Genomic DNA, 25,932 nt, shown 5'->3' with positions numbered 1-25,932 from the left:
TGCAATTGTAGGATCTCATCCCCAATTGATATTAGGTTGATATGACTTCGTTCTCGGAGCCCCCCAGTACCTGGCCGTCCTGGCCATTCTCCCGTCTCTGTGACGTTTCCCCGCTGTACAGCCCGATGAGTACCCGCCCATGGAATGGCTAGCCGACCCCACGGCCTGGCTGGGCCTTGCCACGCTGATTGTGCTGGAACTGGTACTGGGTATCGACAACCTGGTGTTCATCGCCATCCTGGCTGACAAGCTGCCTCCGCATCAGCGCGACCGTGCGCGGGTGATCGGTTTGTCCCTGGCGTTGATCATGCGCCTGGGCCTGCTGGCCAGTATTTCCTGGATGGTGACCCTGACCGAACCGTTGTTCGAGGTGTTCGGCAAGAGCTTCTCCGGCCGTGACCTGATCATGCTCTTCGGCGGTGTGTTCCTGCTGTTCAAGGCCACCATGGAACTGCACGAGCGTCTGGAGGGCCATGTCGCCCAGTCCAGTGGCAGCACCCGTCATGCCGCGTTCTTGCCTATCGTGGCGCAGATCGTGGTGCTCGACGCGGTGTTCTCGCTGGACGCGGTGATCACTGCCGTGGGTATGGTCGAGCAGTTGTCGGTGATGATGATCGCGGTGATTTTCTCGATCGGTATCATGATCGTCGCCAGCAAGCCGTTGACGCGCTTCGTAAACAGCCACCCGACGGTGATCATGCTGTGTCTCGGCTTCTTGATGATGATCGGCTTCGTCCTGACTGCAGAAGGCCTGGGCTTCCATATTCCCAAGGGCTATCTGTACACGGCTATCGGTTTCGCGATTGTGGTCGAACTGTTCAACCAGGTGGCCCGCGCCCGGCGCAAGCGCAGCCTGCAGCAACACCGGCCGTTGCGTGAGCGCACCGCCCATGCGGTGCTGCGCCTGTTGGGCGGACGACGCATCGAGGCGGACGAAGTTGGTGAGGAAATTGCCGACCTGGTTGAGGGCGGCGAGGAGCAGGTGCTGTTCGATCGTCGCGAGCGGGTGATGATCAGCGGTGTGCTGAAACTTGCCGAGCGTCCGGTCAAGACACTGATGACCGTGCGGGCCGAGGTCGATGCTATCGATCTGGCGCAATCGCCCGAGTCTATTCGTACGGCATTGATGCATTCGTCCTACTCGCGCTTGCCTTTGATCCGCGAGGGCCGTATCGACGAACCACTGGGCTTCGTGCACAAGAAGGAACTGCTCAAGGAGCTGCTGGCCGGTAACGAGCCGGACCTGGAAAGCCTGGTCCGCGCGCCGCTGAACTTGCTGGAGAGCTTCAGCATCCTCAACGCCCTGGAACAGATGCGCAACCAGTCGACCCACATCGCCTTTGTGGTCAATGAGTTCGGTGATTTCACCGGCATCCTGACCATGACCGACATCCTCGAGTCCATCGCCGGTGAGTTGCCCGATGCCAGCGAGGTCGAAGGCCCGGGGATCGTCGAGGACGAACAGGGCTTTGTCGTCAGCGGTGCGCTGAACCTGAGCCAGATCCAGGCACGCACCGGCTTTGCCGCCAAACCGACCGAGGATTACCAGACCCTCGCCGGCCTGGTCATGAGCCTGCTGGATCGTTTGCCGGTGGTCGGCGACTGCCTGCACTGGAATGGCTGGCAGATGACCGTGGTTGCGGTGGAGGAGCGCCGGGTCCGCGAGGTGCGCCTCAGGCCGAACGCCGCTGATGGCGCAGCAGGTGCTTGATGCCTTCAAGGATCAGTACCACGACTGCCAGCCAGATTGGCAGGTAGGTCAGCCACTGGTCGGGGCCGATGGTCTCGCCCAGTAGCAGGGCCACGGCCACCAGCAGCACCGGTTCGACATAACTGAGCAGGCCGAACAGGCTGAAGGCCAGCAGGCGGCTTGCCAGTACGTAGCAGATCAGCGCCAGTGCGCTGATCACCCCCAGCAACGGAATCAGGCCGTACAGGGCCGGGTGTTCGACCAGGTCCTGGGCGCTCAACGGGCCCTGGACGACAAAGTACAGCGCCGTTGGCAGCAGCAGGCACATGTCGGCCCACAGGCCCCCGAGGTGATCGGTGCGGCATTTGCGCCGCAGGATGAAGTACAGCGGGTAGCCGATGGCGACCAGCAGGGTTTCCCAGGCGAAACTGCCGTGCTGGTACAGTTCGTGCGCGACGCCGGTCGCTGCACAGGCCACGGCCAGCTTTTGCAGGCGTGACAGGCGTTCGCCGTAGACCACGCGTCCGGTCAGGACCATGGTCAGCGGCAACAGAAAGTACCCCAGCGACACCTCAAGGCTGCGCCCGTGCAACGGCGCCCAGAGGAACAGCCAGAGCTGCACGCCCATCAGCGATGAGGTGCCGATCAAACCCAGCAGCAGTACCGGCTTTTGCCGGATCCGCTTGAGCAGGCCGGTCACCAGTGGCCAGTCCTTGCTCAGCAGCAGGAACAGGGTCAGGCAGGGCAGGGTCAGCAGGGTGCGCCAGCCAAAGATTTCTTCACCGTCCAGTGGCGTCAATAGCGAGGTGTAGTAATACATCACGGCGAACAAGCACGATGCCGTGACCGATGAAACGATGCCTTTGGACACGAGGGCCTCTGTAGCTGGAAAAAGAAGGGTGATCAGCCACCTTGGGGCACGACCTGGTTGTCAGTGGCTGATGCCGGGCCTTGTGCTTCCAGGGCCTGAATGAATGCTTCGGCCGACATTGGCCGGGCAAACAGGTAGCCTTGCTGGAAATCGACGTTGTGCCGGGCCAGGTAGTCACGTTGGGCCTCGGTTTCCACCCCTTCGGCAACGATCCCCAGCCCCAGCTTGCTCGACAGCTCGATGATACTGTCGAGGATATGCAAGGACAGCGCATCGCCGCCGATCATGGCCACGAAGCTCTGGTCGATCTTCAGGTAATCGACCTGGAACTGGCGCAGGTAGGCCAGGCTCGACTGCCCGGTCCCAAAGTCGTCCACGGCAATCATCACCCCCAGCTCATGCAGGCCGGCGAACAACGCATGGGTGACTTCGCTCGGGGAAATGAGTTTGCGCTCGGTCAACTCCAGGGTCAGGCGCACGCGGCCCAGGGGAAAGGCGGCGAGGAACCCACGGCAGTCATCGAGCAGGGCCAGGTCCTGGCAATGATCGGCGGTGATGTTGATGCCGATGTGAAAGCCATCCTCCATGCGCTCGGCATGCGGGGCCAATGCCTCGGCAGTTCGGGTCATCAACTGGCGGGTCATGGGCACGATCTGCCCGCTGTGTTCGGCATAGGGGATGAACAGGTCCGGGGATACCAGGCCGTCACGCGGGTGCTGCCAGCGCATCAGCACCTCGACACCGGCCCAGCGGTAGTCACCACGGCGCACCACTGGCTGGAAGTAAGGGATGAATTCGTGGGCTTCGATGGCGCGCTGCAGTTCGGCGCGCGGTGAGCTGGCCCGACGCAGTTGCCAGTAGCAGGTGGTTGCGGCGATGGCGCCGAGTAATACCAGCAGGCCCAACATGGCTGGGTACTCGTTGCGCATTTGCTGGCCCACGGTGCCCTCGATGTAACCGCTGTGAATAGAGAAGGGGTAGCGCGTCGAAGCAAACTCGGTGGCGGCTACCTCCGACCTTGGCGCAACGCCGGTATGGACCTGGCCGCCACGGTCGATCCAGTGCTGGCCGACTTGCAACATCAGTTGATTGTCATTGCCGAGCAGGTACAGAGCACCGATCAGGTGATCGCCATCGACGGTGGCGATGGCCGCGCGTTCGCCTTCGGCCACCCGGTACACCAGCAACGGATGACCGGGGGTGACAGAGTTGCCATCCATCAGCCACAGCGTACCCTGAACATAGTCACTGACCTTGACCGGCTCGCTGCGGGGGCCGAACAGTGAGTTGCAATACAGTTCGCCGCGGTACTCAAGGTTGGTTGAACGAACAAAAGCGCGTCGGGTGACTTGATCACGCAAGGCCAGTTTTTCTTCGACGCAGGGCTGCCCGGCCAGCGGCAGCAGCTCGCGGGCGGCGCTGGAGGCGTTGTCGAGGATGCGTTCGATCTGGCTGGCCACCCTGCGCGCAGTGGCTTCGCTGCGGTTGTGCAATTCCCGCTCGGCTTGCCACTGCATGATCAGCAGCCCGCACAGGATCGGCAAGGCGCCTACCAGCCAGGGCAAGACTGTTCGCCAGAGGCGCAGTGGACGGTGTTTTACCGATAAGGGCATGACGACTAACCTGAAAAGACAGCACTGTGCAGAGGATAGCCGTACGTCGGAATCGTGTCTGAACTTAAAGTGCGACAAATTGGATTACGCACTGTAGAATCACCTTACGCATACAATAATAAGGTTCCTCGCCACCCGAGGAATCAACCCGCCGAGAATGGGTCCATATGAAGTGTCATGGGTTCAAGCTGATCTATGGTGACTACCTCGCACGCAGTGTGAGGGGCATCTCCTGCGCGCCGCCATCTTCGCTCGACATCGATAGCAAGTAATCACTGTTTTTAGCGCTTTGATGATGAGGTAATGAGCATGGCCGACATTTTTGAAAACCCGATGGGCCTGATGGGCTTCGAATTCATCGAGTTCGCCTCGCCGGCGCCCGGCGTCCTCGAGCCGATCTTCCAGATCATGGGCTTCACCAAGGTGGCCACCCACCGGTCCAAGGATGTGCACCTGTACCGCCAGGGTGACATCAACCTGATCCTCAACAACGAACCGAAAAGCATTGCTTCGTACTTTGCCGCCGAGCACGGTCCGTCGGTGTGCGGTATGGCCTTCCGTGTGCGCAACGCCCATGAGGCCTACGCCCGTGCCCTGGAGCTGGGTGCCCAGCCGGTGGAAATCGAAACCGGTCCGATGGAGCTACGCCTGCCGGCGATCAAAGGTATTGGCGGCGCGCCGCTGTACCTGATCGACCGTTTCGAAGAAGGCAGTTCGATCTATGACATCGACTTCAACTTCATTGAAGGTGTCGACCGTCACCCGGTCGGTGCGGGTCTGAAGATCATCGATCACCTGACCCACAACGTTTACCGTGGCCGCATGGCCTATTGGGCGGCGTTCTACGAGAAGCTGTTCAACTTCCGCGAGATCCGTTACTTCGACATCAAGGGTGAGTACACCGGCCTGACCTCCAAGGCCATGACCGCACCCGACGGCATGATCCGCATCCCGTTGAACGAAGAGTCGTCCAAGGGCGCCGGGCAGATCGAAGAGTTCCTGATGCAGTTCAATGGCGAAGGCATTCAGCATGTGGCCTTCCTCACCGATGACCTGCTCAAGAGCTGGGATGCGCTGAAGAAACTGGGCATGCGTTTCATGACCGCGCCGCCGCAGACCTACTACGAGATGCTCGAAGGCCGTCTGCCAGGTCATGGCGAGCCAGTCGACCAACTGCAGTCGCGAGGCATCTTGCTCGATGGTTCTTCGCAGCCAGACGACAAGCGCCTGCTGTTGCAGATCTTCTCGGAAACCCTGATGGGGCCGGTGTTCTTCGAGTTCATCCAGCGCAAAGGCGATGATGGCTTTGGTGAAGGCAACTTCAAGGCACTGTTCGAATCCATCGAGCGCGATCAGGTACGCCGTGGTGTGCTGAACGCCGAGTAATCGAGTGCAGTAACAGTAAAAGGCCATTGAGGATACTCAATGGCCTTTTTTGTTTGTGCTGTCAGGGTTGTGCAGGCGTTGAACGGCTTTTTGTTCGTCTGAACATCCCCCAGTATCCGGCCGCCGAGGTCATGATGCCGACCAGCAGCAGGGACGGTAAGGCGGCGCGCATCGCGTGGCGAATCACCTGCCAGGATTCGCCGTCCGGGTAACCGGCATGCACGGTGTAGCCATACTTTTGCGAGGTGAGCTTCAGGGTGTTTTCTGCATGATTGGGTACCTTGTAGTACTCGCCGTTGCCCGTTGCCCAGACATACTGGCCACCAAACTGCAGGCTCAATACCACGGAATTCTGGAAGCCGAGCAACTCTGCCTGGAGGATCTTGAGATTGGCGGCAGCAATGATCGCGGACCGGCCCTCCTGCAGCCGATACAGCAAGATATCCGAGCCCGGGGTTGCAATGTTGCTCGGGTACACGCGCAGCCGTCCTTCAACATAGCTACCCAGATCAAGGGTAATGTCGGTCGATCCATACAGCGTGCTGCAATAAATGCGGTTGTCCTTTTTCAGGGCCAATGAGCGCACGTTCGGTTGTTTGACCATTTCCATGCGCAAATCAGGCAAGATCGCATCACAGGGCTTATCCAGCAGTTTTATGGCCTGGTGACTGGCGTCGTGCAGGGACTCGACAACCCTGTCGATGGCGTAAACGGCTTCGCGAGCGGTCACCTCGATGGTTTCTTCTTGCTTACGGTCGACCTGCAATACCAGTACCAGCAGGCCACAGGTGATAGGTGCCAGCCCGATCAGAAGGGTGACAAGAAACTCGATCAGGCTACGCCCGGCGTGGGAGTGTGGAACCATGGTTGGGTGCCTCTATGCTGAACCGAGGGTCAGCATAGAGAAGCGCACCCGAATCGCCTGTAGGCGTCATTGTTAGCGCCTGTAGTACTCTTCAGCTTGACGTCAGGTTCAAGTGGCCTTGCCTGCAGCCAGGGCTTTCACAACCAGGTCCGCTACCGCGGCCCCGGATGCCGGATTCTGACCGGTGATCAAGCGACCTTCTTTCTGATCGGCGATGGCAAATGTCTGCCAGGGATCCTCGGCCTTGCGGTACAGCCCACCTCGGGCACTTAATTCGGTTTCGGTCAGATAGGGCACCACTTTGTCCAGCTCGGCCAATTGTTCTTCGATGTTGGAGAACCCCGTTACTTCACGGTCCTTGACCAGCAGCGTGTTGTCGCTGAGCTTGATATTGAGCAGGCCCACAGCACCATGGCAGACCGAGGCGACAACCCCGCCGGCCTCGAATATACGCCGTGCCAGGTCCTGTAGTCCGGTATTGTCCGGAAAGTCCCAGATCACCCCGTGGCCGCCGGCGTAATAGATCGCTGCGTAGTCCGAAGCCTTGACTTGGCCGGGGCTCAAAGTGGTGCCCAGGCGATTCATGAACGCCTTGTTGTTGTACCACTCCCAATCAATGTCCTTGGCCATGCTCAGACTGTGTGGGTCGATTGGAACATAGCCACCCGTCGGGCTCAGGTAATCGACCTTGAAGCCTGCCTCCTCGACTTTTTCGACAAAATGCACCGCCTCTCCCAGCCACAGCCCGGTGGCGCGCTTGAGCGTCGGGTATTTGGCCGTGTTGGTCAGGACCACCAGAATCTTCTTGCTCATCACCAGGCTCCCTTCACTGGATCGGACCCGGTACGCCCGGATCACCAAGGAAAACCCCTACAGCATAGTAGTGACTGGCCAGGTTGCCATTCCTTGCGGGCGGTGTGCTAGCCTTGCTGGAGCCTTGAATCTGACACTGGAGTCAACAACCCCATGAGCACCACCACAGCGCAAACCGATGAATTCATGCAGGCCGCCATCGACGAGGCGCGCAAGGGGCTGGAAGAGGGCGGGATTCCGATTGGTTCGGTGCTGGTGCACAAAGGCCGGATTATCGGTCGCGGGCACAATCGGCGGGTGCAGTCCGGCAGTGCAATCCTGCATGGCGAAATGGACGCCCTGGAGAATGCCGGTCGTCAGCCGGCCAAGGTGTATGCCGAATCGACCCTGTACACCACCTTGTCACCCTGTGCGATGTGCAGTGGCGCGATCCTGCTGTACGGGATCAAGCGGGTGATCGTCGGCGAAAACAAGACCTTCCTCGGTGAAGAGGCGTTGCTCACCTCCCGTGGTGTGGCGCTTGAGGTTCAGCACAATGGCGATTGCGTCCGCATGATGGAAGATTTCATCAAGGCCAGACCAGAGCTGTGGGACGAAGACATCGGCCGCTAGGCGTTATTGGCTGAAGTGTCGGTACGCTGACTGGCCAGACGCTCGAGGAGCAGATAGACCAGTCCGGCCACCATCAGTGGCAAGAGAAAGTACACCACCCGGTAGCCAATCAGCGCCGCCAGCAGGGTGCCCTTGCCGTAATGGGCTTGCAACAGGGTGAGAAACACCGCTTCCAGGACGCCCAGGCCTGCCGGTATGTGGGTAATGACGCCGGCGATACTGCTGATCATCAGCACCGCGAGGATAGTCGGGTAACCGACCTTGTCCGGTAGCAGACTGAACACCACCAGGGCCATCAGCGCCCAGTTGCTGGCGCCCATGAGCAGTTGCAGGGCCGCCATGGGCAGGCCGGGCAGGGTGATGTCGTGGCCGCGCAGCTGCCAGGTGCGGCGCCTGGCAAAGCGGCAGGCCAGCAGGTAGGTCAGGGCGATCAACAACAGCAGCAAACCGATCAGGCGCAGGCCGCTGCTGCCGATTTCAAAGCCCGCAGGCAAGTGTGGCAATCCGCAGAGAAACAGCGTGCCAGCCAGGAATAAGTAGCCTGTCCAGTTAGTCAGCAAGCCCAGGCTGAGAATCCGGGTCACCGTGGCCATCGACAATCCCAGGCGGGTATACAACCGATAACGCAGGGCAATGGCCCCGACCCAGGCGCTGAGATTGAGGTTGAAGGCGTAGCAGACGAAGGCCAGCGGCAGTACCTGGCGCGCCGGCAGATGATGGCCGGTGTAGCGCCGCCCGATCAGGTCGAAACTGCTGAACAGGGCGAAGCTGCAAGCGCTGACCAGCGCGGCCAGTGCCAGGGTTTGCCAGCGGTAGGACGTCAGCGCGTGGCGCACTTCCTGCCAGTCGAGGTTCTTGAGCAAGGTGTACAGCAACACCGGGACGAGGATGAAAAAGCCCAGGGTGAGGAGTTGGCGGGCGCGATGCCAGTGGCCGGCGTGCTTGCTCATGTGGCTTTGCCTGTGGGCTGCTGTTCGCGCAACAGCGGCTGCAGGCGCGGGACATGGGCCGGGAGCCAGCCGACCATGGCCGGGAAGTGGCGGATGAAGTGAAAACTGAGAAAGATCAGCGGCGCCCGCCACCAGTAACCACGCAATGCCCGGCGCAGGCTCACCGGCTTGCAGCGGTGAATGCACAGGTCCTGCAGGTGCTCATGCAAGCGCGCGTTGAGTGGCGGGTCGTGGATCACCAGGTTGGCTTCAAGGTTCAACGACAGGCTCAAGGGGTCGAGGTTGCTGGAACCCACGGTTGACCAGTGTTGGTCCACCAGTGCCACCTTGCCATGCAACGGCCGCTCGCAGTATTCGAAGATCCGTACGCCATCGCGTAGCAAGTAGTTGTAGAGCAGCCGTGAGCACAGGCGCACCAGCGGCATGTCGGGCATGCCCTGCAGCACCAGAGTCACCTTCACCCCGCGGCGGGCGGCATCGCGCAAGGTACGCAGCAGGCGATAGCCGGGAAAGAAATAGGCGTTGGCAATGACGATGCGTTCGCGGGCGCTGTTCAGGGCCTTGAGATAATGCCGTTCGATATCATTGGGATGATCCTGGTTGTCGCGGATGCACAGGATCATGCTGGCCTGATCGCTGTCGGCGGCCAGCGGCAAGGCGCGCTGCCACCAATGGCGACTGCGCTGGCGTAAGCGGGTGGACTCGTCGAGCAGGGTCAGGGTTGAGTTGCGCAGGTCGGCGACAATCGGCCCACGCACCTGTACGGCATAATCCTGCTTGGCCATGGCACCGAAATCTTGCAGATGATCGGCGCTGAAATTAATGCCGCCGACGAAGCCGACTTCACCATCGACCACCACGATTTTGCGGTGCAGGCGGCGAAACAGGTTGGTGCGCATGCCCAGGCGTTTGGGACTCGGATCGAAGGCCTGCAAATGAACACCGGCGTCGCTGAGCGCCTTGATGTAGTCGTGACTGAGGTCGGCGGTACCGAAACCATCGACCAGCATCTCCACCCGTACGCCACGCTGCGCTGCATCGATCAGCAACTGCTGTAGCTGGCGGCCGACCTTGTCTTCGAAAATGATGAAGGTTTCCAGGAGGATCTCTTCACGCGCCTGTTCGATGGCCGCAAACACACTGGGGAAATAGTCTTCACCATTGATCAGCAACTGAACCTGGTTGTCGGCCCGCCATTGTCCGTTCACCAGCGCACCTCCACAGCCAAGGGCAAGTGATCGGACAGGTGTGTCCAGGGTTTGCGCGACATCACCTTCGGCGCATGGGCGCGGGCATTGCGCAGGTAGATGCGGTCCAGGCAGAGCAACGGCCAGCGCGCCGGAAAGCTGCGCGCTGGCTTGCCGTAGGCCTGCGTGAAGACCTCCTGCAGCCCGTTGCCAGCCAGTTGTGCGTCGGCGCGCTGACGCCAGTCGTTGAAGTCGCCCGCGACGATCACCGGCGCCAGCGGCGGCAAGCTGTCGAGCAGCCCGGACAACAGCCCGAGCTGTTGCTGGCGCTGGCGTTCATCCAGCCCCAGGTGCACGCAGATGGCATGCAGCTGCAGCCCTTCGGGCAGCGCCAGCACCGAGTGCAGCAGGCCCCGCTGTTCGCGGCCTTTGACACTGATATCGAGATTGTCGTGGCGCAGGATCGGGTATTTGGACAACAGCGCGTTACCGTGCTCGCCGTCCGGGTACACCGCATTGCGACCGTAGGCGAACACCGGCCAGAGGCTGTCGGCGAGGAACTCGTACTGCGGCACATCCGACCAGTTGCGGTGCCGCCGCCGATGTTGGCGATGACTGCCGAGCACTTCCTGAAGAAACACCAGGTCAGCGTTTTCACTGCGCACCGCTTCGCGCAGTTCAGGCAGGACATAGTGGCGGTTCAGGGGGCTGAAGCCTTTATGGGCGTTGACGGTCAGCACCCGCAGATGGTCTACGGCGGGTGCCGTGCCCAGCCGATCGGTGGGCAGTGTCAGGTGTGATGTCGGTTCACCAGGGGGCAACGGTTCAGCCACGTCGGACCTCCTTTGATAGGGTCAGACAGCATTCGCCAGGGGCGCTTACTGTCGTTGCACTATCACTGGACCCTCAGGTATCAACGGCGGTTCAACTGTATTGCCCAATGGTCAGGCCCATGCCTAGAGGCCTTGCTGTACCAGCGGGTCGTCTGGGTTCAACTGCTCGAGCTGGGCGAGCAGCACCTGAACGTTCTGCATCTGCCCGGTTTCTTTCCAGTATTCAATCAACGTCACCCTGGCTTTGCGGTTGGCCGGGTCACGAGACAATAGCGTTTCGAGCTGCTTCTGCGCCGGTTCCACCTGTTCAAGCTGGTGCAGCGTGGTCGCCAGGGTGTAGCGGTACTCGTTGTTGTCCGGTTCGAGTTCCAGAGCGCGGGCAAAGGCCAGCAGGGCGTATTCGTCCTGGCCATGGCGCAGCAGCCAGTGGCCCAGTTCGTGCTGCAGGAAGGCGGAGTCCGGGCGCTGCTGCAAGGCGTCGGCCAGCAACTTGCGCGAGGCATCGGTCTGCTCCTGGCGTTCCAGCAGTTGTACGCGTACGGCCAAGGCCTGGAGGTTGTCCGGGTCCAGTTGCAGGGTCCTGTCGAGGGCTGCATCTGCCTCCTTGAGGCTGTTCTCGTGCAGGTAAAGCTGGGCCAGATGCAACTGCGCGGCGGGGTCGTCGGTCTGCTGCGCGAGTACCTGCTGATACTGCTCCAGGCTGTGCTGCAAGGGCCCGAAGTACAGGCCGATATCGTCAGGCCCGAGCCCCAGCAAGGCATCGACCACGGCAAAGCGCACGCTTTGCTCTTCATCGTCGAGCAACGGTCCGAGGGCCAGGCTGCGCTGGGCACCGGGCAGCATGGCTTGAATGCTGGCAATGGCGGCACGGCGAACCAGTGGATCGTCGTGCTGCAGGTCGCGGTTGGCCAGTTTCAGTGCCAGCGGCGAGGGGTAGTTGGGCAGTTCGGCGTACAGGCCGGCACGGCGAATAGCGGAAAGGTCCGTGCGCCCCAGTTGCTGATACAGGACCCTGGCCGCGCCGGGCTGGCCGTTGTGGGCCATGGCCACGGCCTTGGCATAGCTGTGTTTGAGGGCGGGGGGCGGTGCCGGGCTGTCGTCGCGCCAGAAATAGCCGCCAAGACCCAGGGCGATAAGCAGGATCAGGCTGATCAGGGTGTATTGGCGTTGTTTCGACATGGGTGGATCCGGGGCACGCGGCAGGCTAGGGTATCAGCTTGGGACAGGGTAGGTGGCTGCGTCAAATGCTGTAGGACCTTAGTCCCCCAGGAGTGTGCGAAGAACCAAAAAAAGCCCGTGGGGGACGGGCTAAGGGATTAACTATCATCAGGGTTTCAACGGAACCAGGAAAGCATAATGGAGAGGAATTCGCGAATGGGGAGCCACACCCGCGAATTCAACGACTCTCCACCTGGGCCGCCGGGTACAGCAGGCGTCAACGGATGCTGCGGATGTTGCCTTTGTTACCTTTCACGGTCACGGAAACCTTCTTGAAGACGAAGTAGTTTTCTTCGTTGACTTCATAGCGCGGGGCCACGATCAAGTCTGCGCCCGAAGCCTTCACCGCCTTGAATGCCGCAGCAGACTTGACCGCGCTGACAGGGTCCAGGCCCAGGCCGCCCAGAGCGCCACCGCTTTCGCCGCCGTACGCGACACCATCGGCAAACTGGTTGTCACCGCCGAATTGCAGGAAGCCAAACAGGATGTTGACGGACGACTGACCCGAAATGGCTTCGCCCACGGCTACGTCAGCCTTCAGGTCCGCTTTGACTTGGCTGTCGATCGGCGAAGACGGTTGGCTGATGTTGTAGCTGGTGCAACCGGTGGCTGCGGCGGCAAGCGTCGATATTGCGAGAAACTTCAGAACTGCGTTCACAAGTACTTCCTTTTGCTCATATGTGTGTAGTTGTATAACCCTGTGCCTTGCAGGGAGAAGCAAACATATCGTCGGACCATTCAGGGTGATAGAGGACAATTCCTAAGATCTATGAGGAAACGTCTGACGGGTGAGTCGCCTGAGATGTAGGACTAGGCGCTTGCACCACAAAAAAGCCCCGCGAGCGCGAGCAGGCGAGGCAAAGGGCCGGTCAGAAACCAACCAAAGGAGCTGTTGAATCAGTTCGCCACGGCAACACTCTCGGCCTGCCAGCCACCCCCCAGGGCCTTGTAAATAGCGACGATGCCACGGTACAGCTCAACCTCACCCTGAGCCTGGGCGTCTTCGGCGCTCAGACGTTCGCGTTCGGCGTCGAGCAGAATCAGGTAATCGACGGTACCTTCGCGATATCGGATCGAAGCGAGATCGGCAGCCTTGCGGCTGGCTTCACTCTGGCGCAGCAGGGCAAGCAAACGTTGCTGACGCTTGCTGTAGTCACTGAAGGCGTTTTCCGATTCCTCCAGCGCCAGCAAAACCTGCTGTTCGTAGTTGGCCAGAGCCCCTTCGGCATCGGCATTGGCACCGCGCAGGCGCGCCCGCACGCTGCCGAGGTCGAACGCCGCCCAGGTGATGCTCGGGCCCAGCGCCCAGGCTTGCGCAGCCGATGAACCCAGCTGCGAGCCGCGCGCGGCGGTAAAGCCGAGGAAGCCACTGAGGCTGACCCGCGGGAACAAGTCGGCGGTGGCCACGCCAATATTGGCCGTTGCCGCTGCCAGCTGCCGTTCGGCGCTGCGAATGTCCGGACGGCGCTTGAGCAGCTCACCCGGGTCGCCCACCGGCAGCGCCTTGGCAATCGCTGGCAGTTGTGCCGGCGAAAGGTCCACGCTCAAGGCATCCGGGCGCTGGCCGAGCAAAGTGGCGATGCGATTGCGTGCCCGTACCTGTTCAGCCTGCAGCTGCGGGACGGTGGCCTCGACCTGCGCCAGCCGTGCATCGGCACGCACGACATCGAGATCGTTGCCAACCCCGGCATCGCGCAGGGTTTCGGTGATGCCGCGTGAATCCTGCTGGGTCTTGAGGTTGGCCAGGGCGATCTTCTCGCGCAACTGCGCACCGCGCAGCTGACCATAGGCATCGACCAGTTCGGCGATCAGGCTCACCTGCAGCTGTTGCAGGTCGGCCTGGGCCGCGTCCTGCTGGGCTTCGCTGGCTTCCAGCTGGCGCTGGATGCGGCCGAACAGGTCGAGCTCCCAGGCCATGTCCAGGCCCAGGTCATAGCGCTCGCTGTTGACCCGGTCGTCGGTCTGCCCCGGAACCTGGCCCTTGCCCAGCTCGCTGCTGGCACGGCTGGTCACGGTCGGCAGGGCATCGTTGCTGACATCGTCGCGGATCGCCCGGGCCGCCTTGAGTCGGGCGAAGGCCACGCGCAGTTCGCGGTTGCCCTGTAGCGACTGGCTGACCAGCTGGTTGAGCACCGGATCGTCGAACTGCTTCCACCAGATGCTTTCGAAACGGCTGCGGTCAAACTCGGCCTTGGCCGCCGGGTCATTGGCGGCGCTCAGCTGCGCCGCCGCGGTGTCCGGGGTTTTGTAGTCCGGGCCCACCGCACAGGCGGCCAGGGCCAGGACCAGCAGGCTCGGCATAAAAAGTTTCAGAGGGCTGTTCATGCATGAGTCTCCAGCTTCAGCGCGCGGGCCGCCTTGCGGGCCTGGCTGCGTTCGACATAACGGCGGATCAGGACAAAGAACACCGGTGTCAGCAGCAGGCCGAAGAAGGTCACCCCGATCATCCCGGAGAACACCGCCACACCCATGGCATGGCGCATCTCTGCACCGGCACCGGAGGAGAACACCAGCGGTACCACACCCATGATGAAGGCGATCGAAGTCATCAGGATCGGCCGCAGACGCAGGCGGCAGGCTTCCAGTACCGCGGCCAGCGGGTCGAGCCCTTCAGCCTGTTTGTCCTTGGCGAATTCGACGATCAGGATCGCGTTCTTGCACGCCAGCCCCACCAGGACGATCAAACCGATCTGGGTGAAGATGTTGTTGTCGCCGCCCGAGAGGATCACCCCGGTGATCGCCGAGAGCAGGGTCATCGGTACGATCAGGATCACCGCCAAGGGCAGGCTCCAGCTTTCGTACTGGGCGGCCAGCACCAGGAAGGCCAGCAGTACGCAGAGCGGGAAGACGAACAGCGCGGTGTTGCCGGACAGAATCTGCTGGTAGGTCAGGTCGGTCCATTCGAAGGTCATGCCGTTGGGCAGTTCTTCCTTGAGCAGCTTCTCGATGGCCTGTTCCGCTTGCCCGGAGCTGTAGCCAGGGGCTGCGGCACCGTTGATCTCGGCAGTGATGAAACCGTTGTAGTGCATCACCCGGTCGGGACCTGCGGTATCGCTGACCTTGATGAAGGTCGCCAGCGGGATCATCTCGCCCTGGTTGTTGCGTACCTTGAGCTGGCCGATCTGTTCGGCTTCGAGACGGAACTGCTGTTCAGCCTGGACGTTGACCTGGTAGGTGCGGCCAAAACGGTTGAAGTCGTTGGCATACAGCGAGCCCAGATAGATCTGCAGGGTATCGAAGATGTCGCTGATGGCCACGCCGTGGGTCTTGGCCTTTTCCCGGTCGATAGCGGCATCGACCTGCGGCACGTTGACCTGATAGCTGGTGAACAGCCCGGCCAGCTCCGGCACATTCTGGCTCTTGGCGATGATGTTCTGGGTTTCCTTGTACAACGCCTCGTACCCCAGGTTGCCGCGGTCCTCGATCTGCAGGCGGAAACCGCCGATGGTGCCCAGCCCCTGTACCGGCGGCGGTGGGAAGATGGCGATGTAGGCGTCTTCGATATCGGCGAACTGCGCGTTCAGTGCCGCGGCAATTGCCGCAGCCGACTGGCTCGGGTCCTTGCGCTCATCAAAAGGCTTGAGCGGGGTGAACACAATGCCGCTGTTCGGGCTGTTGGTGAAACCGTTGATCGACAGGCCCGGGAACGCCACGGAGTCGGCTACGCCCGGTTGTTTGAGGGCAATTTCGCTCATCTTCTTGATCACCGCTTCGGTGCGGTCCAGGCTAGCGGCGTCCGGCAGTTGCGCGAAGGCGACCAGGTACTGTTTGTCCTGTGCTGGCACAAAACCGGTCGGGGTCGCCGAGAAGCCCAGCCAAGTCATGACGATCAGGCCACCATAGACGAACAGGGCAATGCCGCTGCTGCGGATGACCCGGCCGACGGCGCCGACGTAGCTGTGGCTGGCACGGTCGAAAAAGCGGTTGAACGGGCTGAACAACCAGCCGCCGAACAGGCGCTCCAGCACTTTCGAGAAGCGGTCCTTCGGCGCGTGGTGCTCCTTGAGCAGTACCGCCGCCAGCGCTGGCGACAGGGTCAGCGAGTTGAACGCCGAGATCACCGTGGAGATGGCAATGGTCAGAGCGAACTGTTTGTAGAACTGCCCGGTAAGGCCGGAGATGAACGCTGCGGGTACGAACACGGCGCACAGCACCAGCGCGGTGGCAATGATAGGGCCGGTCACTTCGCCCATGGCTTTTTGCGTGGCTTCAAGCGGTTTCAAGCCCAGGCCGATATTACGCTCGACGTTTTCCACCACCACGATGGCGTCGTCCACCACGATGCCGATGGCCAGCACCAGGCCGAACAGCGACAGGGCGTTTAGCGAGAAGCCGAACAGGTGCATCACTGCAAAGGTCCCGATCAAGGATACCGGCACGGCGACCAGGGGAATGATCGACGCACGCCAGGTCTGCAGGAACAGGATCACCACCAGCACCACCAGCACCAGCGCTTCGAACAGGGTATGCACCACGGCTTCGATGGAGCCACGCACGAACACGGTGGGGTCATAGACAATGCTGTAGTCCATGCCTTCGGGGAAGTCTTTCTTCAGCTCGGCCATTTTCGAGCGCACTTCATCGGAGATCTCGATGGCGTTGGAGCCCGGGCGCTGGAAGATCGGGATGGCTACCGCCGGCTGGTTGTTCAGCAGCGAGCGCAGGGCGTACTGGCTGGAACCCAGCTCGACCCGGGCAATGTCCTTGAGGCGGGTGATTTCACCGTCGGCGCCGGAGCGAATGACGATGTTCTCGAACTCTTCCTCGCTGACCAGACGGCCCTGAGTGTTGACCGACAGCTGGAAGCTTGTGCTGCCCGGCGCGGGTGGTGCACCGAGCTGGCCGGCGGCAACCTGACGGTTCTGCTCGCGAATGGCGGCAACCACATCACTGGCGGTGAGGTTGCGCGAGGCGGTCTTGTTCGGGTCCAGCCAGACCCGCAGGGAGTAGTCGCCCATGCCGAACAGCTGCACATCGCCGACCCCGCCCAGGCGCGCCAGCTCGTCCTTGATGTTGAGGATGGCGTAGTTGGACAGGTAGAGCATGTCGTAGCGGTTGTCCGGCGAGGTCAGGTGCACGACCATGGTCAGGTCGGGCGAGGCCTTGTCGACGGTGATGCCGATGCGCGTCACTTCCTCGGGCAGCTTGGGCTGGGTCCGGGTCACCCGGTTCTGCACCTGCACCTGGGCGTTGTCCAGGTCGGTGCCGAGGGCGAAGGTGATGGTCAGGGTCAGCTTGCCGTCGGCGGTGGACTGCGAGGACATGTAGAGCATGTTCTCGACGCCGGTGATGGCCTGCTCCAGGGGCGCGGCCACGGTTTCGCCGATCACTTTCGGGTTGGCCCCGGGGAAGTTGGCGCGCACCACCACGGTGGGCGGCACGACTTCAGGGTATTCACTGATCGGCAGCTGGAACAGCGAGATGCTGCCGGCAATCAGGATCAGCAGCGATAACACGGCGGCGAAAATCGGCCGGGTGATAAAGAACTTGGAAAAATTCATCGGACCGGTTCCTTAACCGCGCGGTGCCGAAGCACTGGCGAGTTTGACGGTGGCAGTGGCGGCAGGCTTGCCCTGGGTACTGGCTTCCAGCGCCTGGCGTTGTTGGGCGAGGGCGGCAATGGTCGCTTCGCTGGCCATCGGCGTGTCCTGCGGATCGACCGGCGAGCCGGGACGCACCCGCTGCAGGCCCTTGACCACAATGCGGTCATCCTTGCTCAGGCCACTGCGCACGATGCGCAGGCCTTCGAGTTTCGGCCCCAGTTCCACGGCGCGGTAAGCGGCCTTGTTGTCCTGGTCCATGACCAGCACGAACTTCTTGCCAAGGTCGGTACCCACCGCTTCGTCATTGATCAGCACCGCCGAATAGGTGGCGCTGCCGACCAGCTTCAGACGTGCATACAGGCCTGGGGTGAACTGCCCGTCAGTGTTGTCGAACACCGCCCGGCCACGGATGGTGCCGGTCTTGGGGTTGACCTGGTTGTCGACGAAGTTCATCTGGCCCAGGTGCGGGTTGCCGGTTTCGTTGGACAGACCCAGGTACACCGGCGTGCTCTGCCCGCGCTGACCGTTGCGCGCCAGTTGGGTGTATTTGAGGTAGACGCGTTCGTCGGCGTCGAAGTAGGCATACACCTTGTCGGTGGAGACCACGCTGGTCAGCGGGGTGACATCGGCGCTGACGATGTTGCCGGCGGTGAACTGGGCACGGCTGACCCGGCCACTGATCGGTGCAGTGACGCGGGTAAAGCTCAGGTTCAGGCGGGCCAGGTCCAGTTGCGCCTGGATCGCGGCGACACCGGCGCGAGCCTCGGCGGCGGCACTGCTGCGCGACTCGGCCAACTCTGCGGAGATAGCGTTGCTGCTGCGCAGGCGCTCGCCACGGCGCGCTTCGTTTTCGCTGCGAATGGCAGTGGCACGGGCTTGCTGCAACTGGGCTTCGAGGCGGCGCACTTCGGCCTGGAACGGACGCGGGTCGATCTGGAACAACAGGTCGCCTTGCTTGACCTGAGCACCTTCGGTGAAGGTCACCTGATCGATCTGGCCGGACACCCGCGGTCGCACTTCTACCGTCTCCGGCGCTTCCAGACGACCGGTGAACTCGTCCCATTCATTGATCGGTTGCTCCAGTACCTTGGCGACGCTGACCTTGGCCGCCGCGGGCGCCTGAACGGCTTCCGGGGTGCGACCGCAGGCACTCATCACCAGTACTGCCAATAGAGCCAGGGGGTAACGCAAAGGTTTGAGTGACTGTTCCATGGAGAATCCGCCAATTTATTAAGAATGGGCGGATTCTGCGATTTGTAACTATTAACGACGAATCGAACGGGGCGAAGGTAACTATCATTCGGAATGATATGAACGGGTGGGTGCTACTTGCACTCGGCCAACACCACCTTGCAGGTCTCGGGTGTACCCCCGGAGCGGCCGGCGTAGCGTATGCAGTTGTTCAAGGATTTTTGCCGCGCCATTTGCAGGGTCGCGCCCCAGGCCAGGCCGCCTTCGCCAGAGGTCGGCAGGGCTTTGGCGTAACAGCTGGAGCCTGCTTTTGAACTCGAGTAATGTGGTTTCGTCGATTTGCTCGAGCATCCCGCCGACACCGCGAGGCTGATGGCCAGGAACGAGGGGACCAGGAGCGATGAGCATTTGAACCCTGATCTGCCGGTCATCCTGTTTCCCCTCGACGAAGCCCCATTGCGGTCATGGTAACTGATACACCAATCGTAGCTGCCATTTGCGCTCGCTCAGGGCTGCTGGTCGGAATCGGCGGATGCCGGAGGCGTCACCTCCGGCACCCGTGCCTCAGCTGCGCACGAAGGCCAGCAGGTCGGCGTTGATGGTGTCGGCGTGGGTTGTGGGCATGCCGTGAGGGTAGCCCTTGTAGGTTTTCAGGGTGCTGTTACTGAGCAGCCTGGCCGACAGCAGGCCTGAGTTTTCATAGGGCACGATCTGGTCGTCATCACCGTGCATCACCAGCACCGGCAGGGTCAGGCGCTTCAAGTCCTCGGTGAAGTCGGTCTGCGAGAACGCGACGATGCCGTCGTAGTGGGCCTTGGCGCAGCCCATCATGCCCTGGCGCCACCAGTTCCAGATCACCCCCTGCGACGGCGCCGCTCCCGGGCGGTTGTAGCCGTAGAACGGCCCGGCCGGAATGTCGTAGTAGAACTGCGCACGGTTGGCCGCAAGCTGCGCCTGCAGGTCGTCGAACACCGACTTGGGCAGGCCACCGGGATTGCTGGCGGTCTGCACCATCAACGGCGGCACAGCGCCGAGGATCGCCGCTTTGCTGGCGCGCTCCTGGCCGTGGCGGGCGAGGTAGTGCACCACTTCGCCGCCGCCGGTGGAGTGGCCGACATGCACGGCGCCGCGTACGCCCAGATGATCGACCAGCGCCGCCACATCGTCGGCGTAATGGTCCATGTCGTGGCCATCCCAGACCTGGCTGGAGCGCCCGTGACCGCGGCGGTCGTGGGCGATGACACGGTAGCCCTGGGCCAGGAAAAACAGCATCTGCGCGTCCCAGTCGTCGGCGCTCAGTGGCCAGCCGTGGTGGAAGAAGATGACCTGGGCATCGCGCGGGCCCCAGTCTTTGTAGAAGATTTCAACACCATCTTTGGTTGTGACGAATGCCATGTTCGCTGCTCCTCTGAGATGTGCTTGTTGGGTGAATCGACGCCAAGGTTAAAGTAAGGTTCAAGGTCAATGCCCTACTGAAGGCGAGCTATGAGAATAGGAGAACTGGCGAAACGCAGCGGCCTGATTACCTCTCGGTGGACCCTGCAGATCATCATCAGCGCCCAGGTAACTTGACTCCCCCTCGGTGGTAGCAACTGTCTCGGGTGGGAGCGGGCTTGCCCCGCGATTGCGGGCTGTCAGTCACATCGCATCGCGGGGCAAGCCCGCTCCCACCGAGTCTATTTCCCTGTGGAGAGCAGCGGCCGCGTTGACCCTGGTTGCATAAACTTGAAATCCCCCGCATTGCTCGACAGAATCGCCCCCCGATCCGGCCAAAGGTGCCGGACATTGCTGGTTGAAAGGGGCTGCGGTTGAACCAACAGACATTATCCATGCGCCTGGAGCGTGTGGCGGCGCAGGTACCGGCTGGTGCGCGGCTGGCCGATATCGGCTCGGATCACGGCTACCTGCCGGTGGCACTGATGCGCCGTGGCAGCATCGCCGCGGCGGTGGCCGGCGAGGTGGCCTTGACGCCGTTCCAGGCGGCCGAGCGCAGTGTGCGCGAGAACGGTCTGCAGCAGCGCATCACTGTGCGCCTGGCCAACGGCCTGGCGGCAATCGAGCCGGGCGACGGGATTACCGCGATCAGTATCTGCGGCATGGGCGGTGAAACGATCCGCGACATTCTCGACAGCGGCAAAGCCCATCTCAGCGGTCAAGAGCGTCTGATCCTGCAGCCCAACGGCGGCGAGCAGCCACTGCGTCACTGGCTGATGGAAAATGACTACTGCATCCTCCATGAGGAAGTGCTGCGGGAAAACCGCTTCGACTATGAAATCATCGTCGCCGAGCGCGCCGGACCGGTGAAGTACAGCGCCGAGCAGCTGTACTTCGGCCCACTGCAGATGCAGGCACGCAGCCCGGCGTTCCTGGTCAAATGGCAGCGCCAGCTGCGTCTCAAGCAAAAGACACTGAACAACTTCGCCCGGGCGCGGCATGCCGTGCCTGAGCAGAAGGTGCAGGAGATTGCCCGGCAGGCCCGGTGGATCACCGAACTGCTGGCTTGAGCCCGTTTCGCTTCATTGCCCTGGCTTTATTCCAGCAACTGCATGATCAGCGCGGCATCCGCCACGCCAGACGCTGGTAAACCGTTGGCCTTCTGGTAGTCCTTGAGCCGTGCCGCGCTGGTCTGGCCGAGCACGCCGTCGGCCTTGATGTCTGCGCCATGGGCAGACAGACCGAGCTGCACCAGGCGCACGTCAAGGCCTCGCGCCAAGGGTGTTTGCAAGGCCAGCAGGCGGCTGCCGGGTTGGGGGCCGTCGTAGCAGCCCGGTGGTGTTGCATTGAGGGTAGCGGTGGAGATTTCCAGGCCACGAACCACTAGCGGCAGGTCAAGCCCCCAGTGCCCCAGCGCGATCAGGCGGCTGAAGGCCTGAGTGCGATAGACCGTGGCGTGCAGCACTTTGTTGGGGTGGCTGGCGAGCCACGCTTCGCGCGCTTCGACATAGGCGGTGATCCACTCGCGTTCGCCTGCGGCGTCGGGGCTTCCCTTGTCGCTGGTGACACGGTCGCGAATCAGTTTCCAGGAACCGTGCACCGTGCTGTCGTAGACCACCGCCAGGCCAAGCGGCGTGGTGATGTGCTGTCCCATGGCGGATTTTTCCGCGGGTTGCCAATAGGTCTGATCGAAGAACAGGTCCTGGGTCTCGCGCATGACCGGGTCGTCGGCGGTGGCGCGCAGGATGTTGTGCAGGTGTCCGGCATGGTCGAGGGCGGTGTCGCAGGCTGCCAGGCGAGCCAGGAAGGGGCTGAGACGTTCACTGAATCGCGCACCGGGGTTCTGGCAATAGCGTTCGATCAAGGTATGCAGGTTGCCGGTAGACAGGGTGGTTTGCGATCGCCCGAAGGTCAGGTGCCCGGAATCACCCTTGATCACGGTGACATTGCCGTAGTCACCGAGGACGCTCCCGGTTTCGAAGATGTTGACGATGGCCTGGGCGGTTCGTTTCTGTAGTGGCGTCAGCATTGCTGGTCTCCTCGCGTCTGGCGAGTGACGAGGAGCAACAACCGGCTCTTGTTGGCAGAGCTACACCTGTTCATCGGCACTAGTTAATAGGGTTAGCCGAGAGTTTTATACCCGTCTAGCCACCTGCGCGGTCGCACGACAGAAGGTGTTTGCCGGCGCGCCTGCGGATCTCGCGCAAACGCTCAGGTTATTCTCCAGCGCTCTATCGGCTGTGAAAAAACAGACTAGCGCAGGGGCTTGAATGTCGTCGGGCAGCCACTAGCCTCGACAGCAGTTTGTTGTTTCAACGCCTTCAACAAAGGAGAGCGTTCATGAGCGAGCGAAGCCATGTTGCACTGCTGTGCTTTGGTCCGGCGCCTGCGTCGTTGCGCGATGGCCTTTCGGTCGTTCAGCGCATTGGCGACTCACTCTGGCTGGCCAACGACGAAACCACGAGCCTGGAACGCCTGACCATCCAGGACGCTGCACCGGGTGAAAGGGTGATCTGCGATCAGCACCAATCGTTCCCACTCATGACCTACCTGGACCTGCCCCTGGCGGAGGAAGACGCCGAGATCGATATCGAAGGCCTGGCCTATGCCGGCGACAGTGGCTACCTCTGGGTGGTGGGTTCGCATAGCCTCAAGCGTAAAAAGGCCGAAGCCGACAAGCCTGCGCAGAAGAACATCAAGCGGTTATCGACGGTAGAGGCGGACGGCAATCGCTTTCTGTTGGCGCGCATTCCTGTGGTACAGCAAAACGACAACTGTGAACTTGCCGGGAAGGTTGTTGCCGATGGGCGTACCGCGGCTCAGCTGCGTGGCAGCCAGACGGGTAACGACCTGACTGCGCAAATTGCCGAAGATGATCAGCTGCGCGATTTCCTGCGCATTCCAGGCAAAGACAACGGTTTCGATATCGAAGGGTTGGCGGTAGTCGGATCGCGCCTGTTGCTGGGTTTGCGCGGCCCGGTCCTGCGCGGTTGGGCCGTGCTGCTGGAGATCGAGCCTGAACTCAAGGACGGCTCGACCGACACGCTGGTGCTCAAGAAGATCGGCGCGGATGGGCGCCGCTACCGCAAACACTTCTTCGCGCTGAATGGCCTGGGGGTGCGTGATCTGTGCGTCAGCGGCGACGATCTGCTGATCCTGGCGGGCCCGACCATGAACCTGGACGGCCCGGTAACGGTGTTTCGCTGGCGCGGCGGTTTCGTCCCCGGCGAGGAAAGCCTGGTGTTTGCGGACCAGTTGGAGACAGTGCTGGACGTGCCGTTCGGGCAAGGCGACGACCATGCTGAGGGCATGTGCCTGTTCGATGCCGGCGAGCAAGGTGAGGAGCTGCTGATTGTCTACGACTCGGCAGCGCAGAGTCGTAGACACGGTGATCTGAGTGTGGAAGGGGACCTGTTTGTCCTCGATCCGCCAGGCTAGCGTGACCTAGCGACGGTAGTAGCGGTGATCGTTCTCGTAGCGATGGCGCATCGCCCGATCATGGTGGCGCTCCCAGTCACGACGGCGTTCCCAATCACGACGGCGTTCGGCTTCCCGGCGGGCTTGCTCTCTGCGCCAGTTGTCTCGACGCCAATCGTCTCTACGGTCGTCCCACCGATGGTCGTGCCAGTAGCGGTCGTCATGGGCCAGCAATGCCCCTGGCTGCTTGTCGGCCGTACTGGCCAGGCTCGGCCAAGGGCTGCCGGCAGCCTCGGCCGGAGCCTGAACGGCTGGGGCTGCGCTTGCGAAAACAGGGGTTGAGGCCTTCATTTGCGTTGCTGATGCTGAGCCCATTGCCGCAAACGCGAACAGGCTGAAGAGCACCATCCGTGGGACATGGAATTTCATGAGCGAAGACAACCTCTGAATGACAATTGGACGTGTAGCCATCGGGCAGCTTCGTGTCGTGCTAGCTGAGCTGACGGGCTTATGCAAATAGACCCGTAAACAGGGAAAAGTTCTACGTAACCAATTATTTAGAGATCGATGCTTCAAAGGTCTGCGACAACAGCCTGCCGGCAGACACCTGGCCGTCTGCGGCCTTTGGTGAGCAACAGCAACTTACTGCTTGTAGCCAATCTGCCGCAAAAAACTCTTACGCCACTGGATGTCCTCGTCGCCTTCAATACCCTTGGCGCAGAAGCCGTCCGCTACGCCGAGAATGGCTCGGCCTTGTTCCGTCTCAGCCAGAATCACTTCAGTCGGGTTGGCTGTTGCACAAAAAATACGGCATACCTCTGGCACCATTTTGAGGGTGTTCAGCACGTTCAGCGGAAAGTAACCATCGCCGAGGAAAATGATGAAGCTATGGCCTGCGCCGATGGCCTGGGCATTTCGCTGTGCAAGTTCAATCATTACGGGATCGGTGCCAGACCATCGCACCAGGCATTTGCCAGAAGCTTCACAAAAGGCCACGCCAAACTGGATACCTGGCACGGCATTCACCAACGCTTCATGGATGTCCTCGACGGACTTGATGAAGTGTGTCTGTCCCAGAATGAAGTTTGTCGTATCCGGCTTATCGATTTTCAACGTGATGAGTTGCATCTCAAACGCCTCCTTTCACGATGTTGCTACCAGGGCCTGGTAACAGATCAAGCATAGCTACTGGGCTGCTAATGCTCCTGACGGCTTTGGGCCGCCGCAGAACGCTGCCTTTTCACCCGGTACATCTCGCCATCCGCATGGCTGAGCAACGTATCGGCATCTTTACCGTCAACAGGATAGAAAGCCACGCCGATACTGCAGGATGGCATGTTGATCGCGCCAAACTCGGCACCCAGCGGCTCGGCCATGACCGCGAGGATCTGTGCCACTTTTTCGGCCACGGCTTCCTGCGAGTGGATATCGGTCAACAGCACGGTGAACTCATCACCGCCCATCCGCGCCACCGTGTCCGTCTCGCGCACGCAGCCTTGCAGCCGCCGGGCAACCATGCACAGCACCTGATCGCCCATGGCATGGCCATGCACATCGTTGATGCCTTTGAAATCATTGATATCAAGGAACAGCAACGCCAGCATGTTGTTGTGGCGGTGGGCGGCGCGCAGGGCCGAGTCCAGCCGGTCATTGAACAGCGAGCGGTTGGTCAGCGCGGTCAGCGGATCATGGTGGGCCATGAAGTGCAATTCTTCCTCGGCCTGCCGGAGGGCGGTCACGTCCCGCGCGACACCGATCCGCGCCTCCACCTCATCCGACCAGAAGGCCGCCCAGAGGATGTGCACGACACCGCCATCCTTGCGGATGTAGCGGTTGCGGAAGTCGACGTGAGAATGCCCATTCATGACCCGGACGATCGAGGCCCGTGTCACCGACAGGTCGTCAGGATGGATATAGTCGGTGATCGGCGTGCCGGTGAGCTCGTCGGCGCGATAACCGAGCAGCGTCTCGCAGGCATCGCTGACAAATACGATCTGGTTGTCCCGGTCGACCACGAACACCGTGTCCAGCATCAGGTGGATCAGTTTGGGGTAGAGCGCTTGCAGGTCAACGGGCATAGGCCAGGAGGTCCGGTTCAAAGAGCTTGATCATAGCCTGACCGTGCAGGGCGGCGGCAAGCAATCCTGCAGACTTGCGCTGCGCCTGTAAATGGACTGGCGCGCCATTGAAGTCCAGTCTCGCGCCACCCGACAAACGGATCATTCGAGCGGGATTGGGTTGAACACCGAAATCTGCTTGAAACGCCTGCCCAGTGGGAGCAAGGCCTGCTCCCACCAAGGGCTGCTTTC

Annotated in this window: 23 protein-coding genes; 5 read left to right on the top strand and 18 right to left on the bottom strand. The window is 61.5% G+C overall.

The window, feature by feature from the left end:
- Positions 1-139 precede the first annotated feature (139 nt).
- A complete protein-coding gene (locus NPS47_RS08675; RefSeq protein ID WP_274294571.1) occupies positions 140-1,711 on the top strand; it encodes a TerC family protein in 1,572 nt (523 codons plus the stop codon).
- On the opposite strand, the gene rarD is transcribed toward NPS47_RS08675, so the two are convergent.
- Positions 1,674-2,561 carry an EamA family transporter RarD gene (gene rarD, locus NPS47_RS08670; protein WP_274294570.1) on the bottom strand — a complete coding sequence of 296 codons (888 nt, stop codon included), beginning with the start codon at positions 2,559-2,561 and terminating at the stop codon, positions 1,674-1,676. The two genes, NPS47_RS08675 and rarD, sit on opposite strands and share 38 nt — an antisense overlap.
- Before the next feature lie 32 nt (positions 2,562-2,593).
- Positions 2,594-4,174 (bottom strand): EAL domain-containing protein, encoded by a 1,581-nt coding sequence (locus NPS47_RS08665; RefSeq protein ID WP_274294569.1) that lies wholly within the window; start codon positions 4,172-4,174, stop codon positions 2,594-2,596.
- A 309-nt stretch (positions 4,175-4,483) separates the two neighbouring features.
- Here NPS47_RS08665 and hppD point away from each other — a divergent pair, with 309 nt between their 5' ends.
- Entirely contained in the window at positions 4,484-5,560 is a 1,077-nt protein-coding gene (hppD, locus tag NPS47_RS08660; RefSeq protein WP_274294568.1) for a 4-hydroxyphenylpyruvate dioxygenase, read from the top strand.
- A gap of 61 nt (positions 5,561-5,621) precedes the next feature.
- Here the strand turns inward: hppD and NPS47_RS08655 are convergent, their stop codons facing one another.
- Both NPS47_RS08655 and NPS47_RS08650 read right to left on the bottom strand, forming a co-directional pair.
- Positions 5,622-6,425 (bottom strand): CSS-motif domain-containing protein, encoded by an 804-nt coding sequence (locus tag NPS47_RS08655; protein WP_274294567.1) that lies wholly within the window; start codon positions 6,423-6,425, stop codon positions 5,622-5,624.
- Positions 6,426-6,533: 108 nt separating this feature from the next.
- Positions 6,534-7,238 carry a type 1 glutamine amidotransferase domain-containing protein gene (locus tag NPS47_RS08650; protein WP_274294566.1) on the bottom strand — a complete coding sequence of 235 codons (705 nt, stop codon included), beginning with the start codon at positions 7,236-7,238 and terminating at the stop codon, positions 6,534-6,536.
- A 153-nt stretch (positions 7,239-7,391) separates the two neighbouring features.
- Between NPS47_RS08650 and NPS47_RS08645 the strand changes: the two genes are divergently transcribed.
- A complete protein-coding gene (locus NPS47_RS08645; RefSeq protein ID WP_274294565.1) occupies positions 7,392-7,850 on the top strand; it encodes a nucleoside deaminase in 459 nt (152 codons plus the stop codon).
- Here the strand turns inward: NPS47_RS08645 and NPS47_RS08640 are convergent.
- The 10 genes from NPS47_RS08640 to NPS47_RS08595 form a co-directional block, all read right to left on the bottom strand.
- Complete coding sequence (locus NPS47_RS08640; RefSeq protein WP_274294564.1) at positions 7,847-8,800, bottom strand: lysylphosphatidylglycerol synthase domain-containing protein; 954 nt, start codon at positions 8,798-8,800, stop codon at positions 7,847-7,849. The two genes, NPS47_RS08645 and NPS47_RS08640, sit on opposite strands and share 4 nt — an antisense overlap.
- The gene (clsB, locus tag NPS47_RS08635; RefSeq protein WP_274294563.1) at positions 8,797-10,008 is read right to left on the bottom strand and encodes a cardiolipin synthase ClsB; all 1,212 of its coding nucleotides are present in this window, start codon (positions 10,006-10,008) and stop codon (positions 8,797-8,799) included. Before clsB ends, NPS47_RS08640 begins: the two co-directional genes overlap by 4 nt.
- On the bottom strand, positions 10,005-10,775 hold the full coding sequence (locus NPS47_RS08630) for an endonuclease/exonuclease/phosphatase family protein (RefSeq protein WP_425313484.1): 771 nt from the start codon (positions 10,773-10,775) through the stop codon (positions 10,005-10,007). The genes clsB and NPS47_RS08630 overlap by 4 nt, the downstream gene beginning before the upstream one ends.
- A 168-nt stretch (positions 10,776-10,943) precedes the next feature.
- Positions 10,944-11,999, bottom strand: coding sequence for a tetratricopeptide repeat protein (locus NPS47_RS08625; protein ID WP_274294562.1), 1,056 nt, complete (start codon positions 11,997-11,999; stop codon positions 10,944-10,946).
- A 256-nt stretch (positions 12,000-12,255) separates the two neighbouring features.
- Complete coding sequence (locus NPS47_RS08620) at positions 12,256-12,696, bottom strand: hypothetical protein (protein ID WP_274294561.1); 441 nt, start codon at positions 12,694-12,696, stop codon at positions 12,256-12,258.
- Between the two features lie 239 nt (positions 12,697-12,935).
- Entirely contained in the window at positions 12,936-14,363 is a 1,428-nt protein-coding gene (locus tag NPS47_RS08615) for an efflux transporter outer membrane subunit (RefSeq protein ID WP_274294560.1), read from the bottom strand.
- On the bottom strand, positions 14,360-17,539 hold the full coding sequence (locus tag NPS47_RS08610; protein ID WP_274294559.1) for an efflux RND transporter permease subunit: 3,180 nt from the start codon (positions 17,537-17,539) through the stop codon (positions 14,360-14,362). Before NPS47_RS08610 ends, NPS47_RS08615 begins: the two co-directional genes overlap by 4 nt.
- Before the next feature lie 12 nt (positions 17,540-17,551).
- A complete protein-coding gene (mexE, locus tag NPS47_RS08605; protein ID WP_274294558.1) occupies positions 17,552-18,793 on the bottom strand; it encodes a multidrug efflux RND transporter periplasmic adaptor subunit MexE in 1,242 nt (413 codons plus the stop codon).
- Between the two features lie 113 nt (positions 18,794-18,906).
- Entirely contained in the window at positions 18,907-19,203 is a 297-nt protein-coding gene (locus NPS47_RS08600; protein WP_274294557.1) for a hypothetical protein, read from the bottom strand.
- A 133-nt stretch (positions 19,204-19,336) separates the two neighbouring features.
- Entirely contained in the window at positions 19,337-20,167 is an 831-nt protein-coding gene (locus NPS47_RS08595) for an alpha/beta fold hydrolase (RefSeq protein WP_274294556.1), read from the bottom strand.
- Between the two features lie 413 nt (positions 20,168-20,580).
- Here NPS47_RS08595 and NPS47_RS08590 point away from each other — a divergent pair, with 413 nt between their 5' ends.
- On the top strand, positions 20,581-21,276 hold the full coding sequence (locus NPS47_RS08590; RefSeq protein ID WP_337993418.1) for a tRNA (adenine(22)-N(1))-methyltransferase: 696 nt from the start codon (positions 20,581-20,583) through the stop codon (positions 21,274-21,276).
- 26 nt (positions 21,277-21,302) lie between these two features.
- On the opposite strand, the gene NPS47_RS08585 is transcribed toward NPS47_RS08590, so the two are convergent.
- Complete coding sequence (locus tag NPS47_RS08585; RefSeq protein WP_274294555.1) at positions 21,303-22,235, bottom strand: peptidoglycan-binding protein; 933 nt, start codon at positions 22,233-22,235, stop codon at positions 21,303-21,305.
- Positions 22,236-22,546: 311 nt separating this feature from the next.
- Here NPS47_RS08585 and NPS47_RS08580 point away from each other — a divergent pair, with 311 nt between their 5' ends.
- Complete coding sequence (locus NPS47_RS08580) at positions 22,547-23,644, top strand: DUF3616 domain-containing protein (RefSeq protein ID WP_274294554.1); 1,098 nt, start codon at positions 22,547-22,549, stop codon at positions 23,642-23,644.
- 6 nt (positions 23,645-23,650) lie between these two features.
- Here the strand turns inward: NPS47_RS08580 and NPS47_RS08575 are convergent, their stop codons facing one another.
- From NPS47_RS08575 to NPS47_RS08565, 3 genes are all read right to left on the bottom strand, one after another.
- Complete coding sequence (locus NPS47_RS08575; protein ID WP_274294553.1) at positions 23,651-24,052, bottom strand: hypothetical protein; 402 nt, start codon at positions 24,050-24,052, stop codon at positions 23,651-23,653.
- Positions 24,053-24,265: 213 nt separating this feature from the next.
- The gene (locus NPS47_RS08570) at positions 24,266-24,751 is read right to left on the bottom strand and encodes an adenosine-specific kinase (RefSeq protein WP_274294552.1); all 486 of its coding nucleotides are present in this window, start codon (positions 24,749-24,751) and stop codon (positions 24,266-24,268) included.
- Between the two features lie 68 nt (positions 24,752-24,819).
- Positions 24,820-25,701, bottom strand: coding sequence for a sensor domain-containing diguanylate cyclase (locus tag NPS47_RS08565; protein ID WP_274294551.1), 882 nt, complete (start codon positions 25,699-25,701; stop codon positions 24,820-24,822).
- Between the last annotated feature and the right edge of the window lie 231 nt (positions 25,702-25,932).

This window comes from Pseudomonas putida (genome assembly GCF_028682475.1).
In the GTDB taxonomy this organism is placed as follows: Bacteria; Pseudomonadota; Gammaproteobacteria; order Pseudomonadales; family Pseudomonadaceae; genus Aquipseudomonas; species Aquipseudomonas putida_AG.
The sequence above is the reverse complement of the archived record's forward strand: the minus strand, read 5'-3'. Positions and strand labels throughout refer to the sequence as shown.

Coding starts and splice junctions, on each gene's coding strand:
- NPS47_RS08675 (WP_274294571.1), top strand. CDS start 140: ATGGAATGGCTAGCCGACCCCACGGCCTGGCTGGGCCTTGCCACGCTG.
- NPS47_RS08665 (WP_274294569.1), bottom strand. CDS start 4,174: ATGCCCTTATCGGTAAAACACCGTCCACTGCGCCTCTGGCGAACAGTC.
- hppD (WP_274294568.1), top strand. CDS start 4,484: ATGGCCGACATTTTTGAAAACCCGATGGGCCTGATGGGCTTCGAATTC.
- NPS47_RS08655 (WP_274294567.1), bottom strand. CDS start 6,425: ATGGTTCCACACTCCCACGCCGGGCGTAGCCTGATCGAGTTTCTTGTC.
- NPS47_RS08650 (WP_274294566.1), bottom strand. CDS start 7,238: ATGAGCAAGAAGATTCTGGTGGTCCTGACCAACACGGCCAAATACCCG.
- NPS47_RS08645 (WP_274294565.1), top strand. CDS start 7,392: ATGAGCACCACCACAGCGCAAACCGATGAATTCATGCAGGCCGCCATC.
- NPS47_RS08640 (WP_274294564.1), bottom strand. CDS start 8,800: ATGAGCAAGCACGCCGGCCACTGGCATCGCGCCCGCCAACTCCTCACC.
- NPS47_RS08625 (WP_274294562.1), bottom strand. CDS start 11,999: ATGTCGAAACAACGCCAATACACCCTGATCAGCCTGATCCTGCTTATC.
- NPS47_RS08615 (WP_274294560.1), bottom strand. CDS start 14,363: ATGAACAGCCCTCTGAAACTTTTTATGCCGAGCCTGCTGGTCCTGGCC.
- NPS47_RS08610 (WP_274294559.1), bottom strand. CDS start 17,539: ATGAATTTTTCCAAGTTCTTTATCACCCGGCCGATTTTCGCCGCCGTG.
- mexE (WP_274294558.1), bottom strand. CDS start 18,793: ATGGAACAGTCACTCAAACCTTTGCGTTACCCCCTGGCTCTATTGGCA.
- NPS47_RS08600 (WP_274294557.1), bottom strand. CDS start 19,203: ATGACCGGCAGATCAGGGTTCAAATGCTCATCGCTCCTGGTCCCCTCG.
- NPS47_RS08595 (WP_274294556.1), bottom strand. CDS start 20,167: ATGGCATTCGTCACAACCAAAGATGGTGTTGAAATCTTCTACAAAGAC.
- NPS47_RS08585 (WP_274294555.1), bottom strand. CDS start 22,235: ATGCTGACGCCACTACAGAAACGAACCGCCCAGGCCATCGTCAACATC.
- NPS47_RS08580 (WP_274294554.1), top strand. CDS start 22,547: ATGAGCGAGCGAAGCCATGTTGCACTGCTGTGCTTTGGTCCGGCGCCT.
- NPS47_RS08575 (WP_274294553.1), bottom strand. CDS start 24,052: ATGAAATTCCATGTCCCACGGATGGTGCTCTTCAGCCTGTTCGCGTTT.
- NPS47_RS08570 (WP_274294552.1), bottom strand. CDS start 24,751: ATGCAACTCATCACGTTGAAAATCGATAAGCCGGATACGACAAACTTC.
- NPS47_RS08565 (WP_274294551.1), bottom strand. CDS start 25,701: ATGCCCGTTGACCTGCAAGCGCTCTACCCCAAACTGATCCACCTGATG.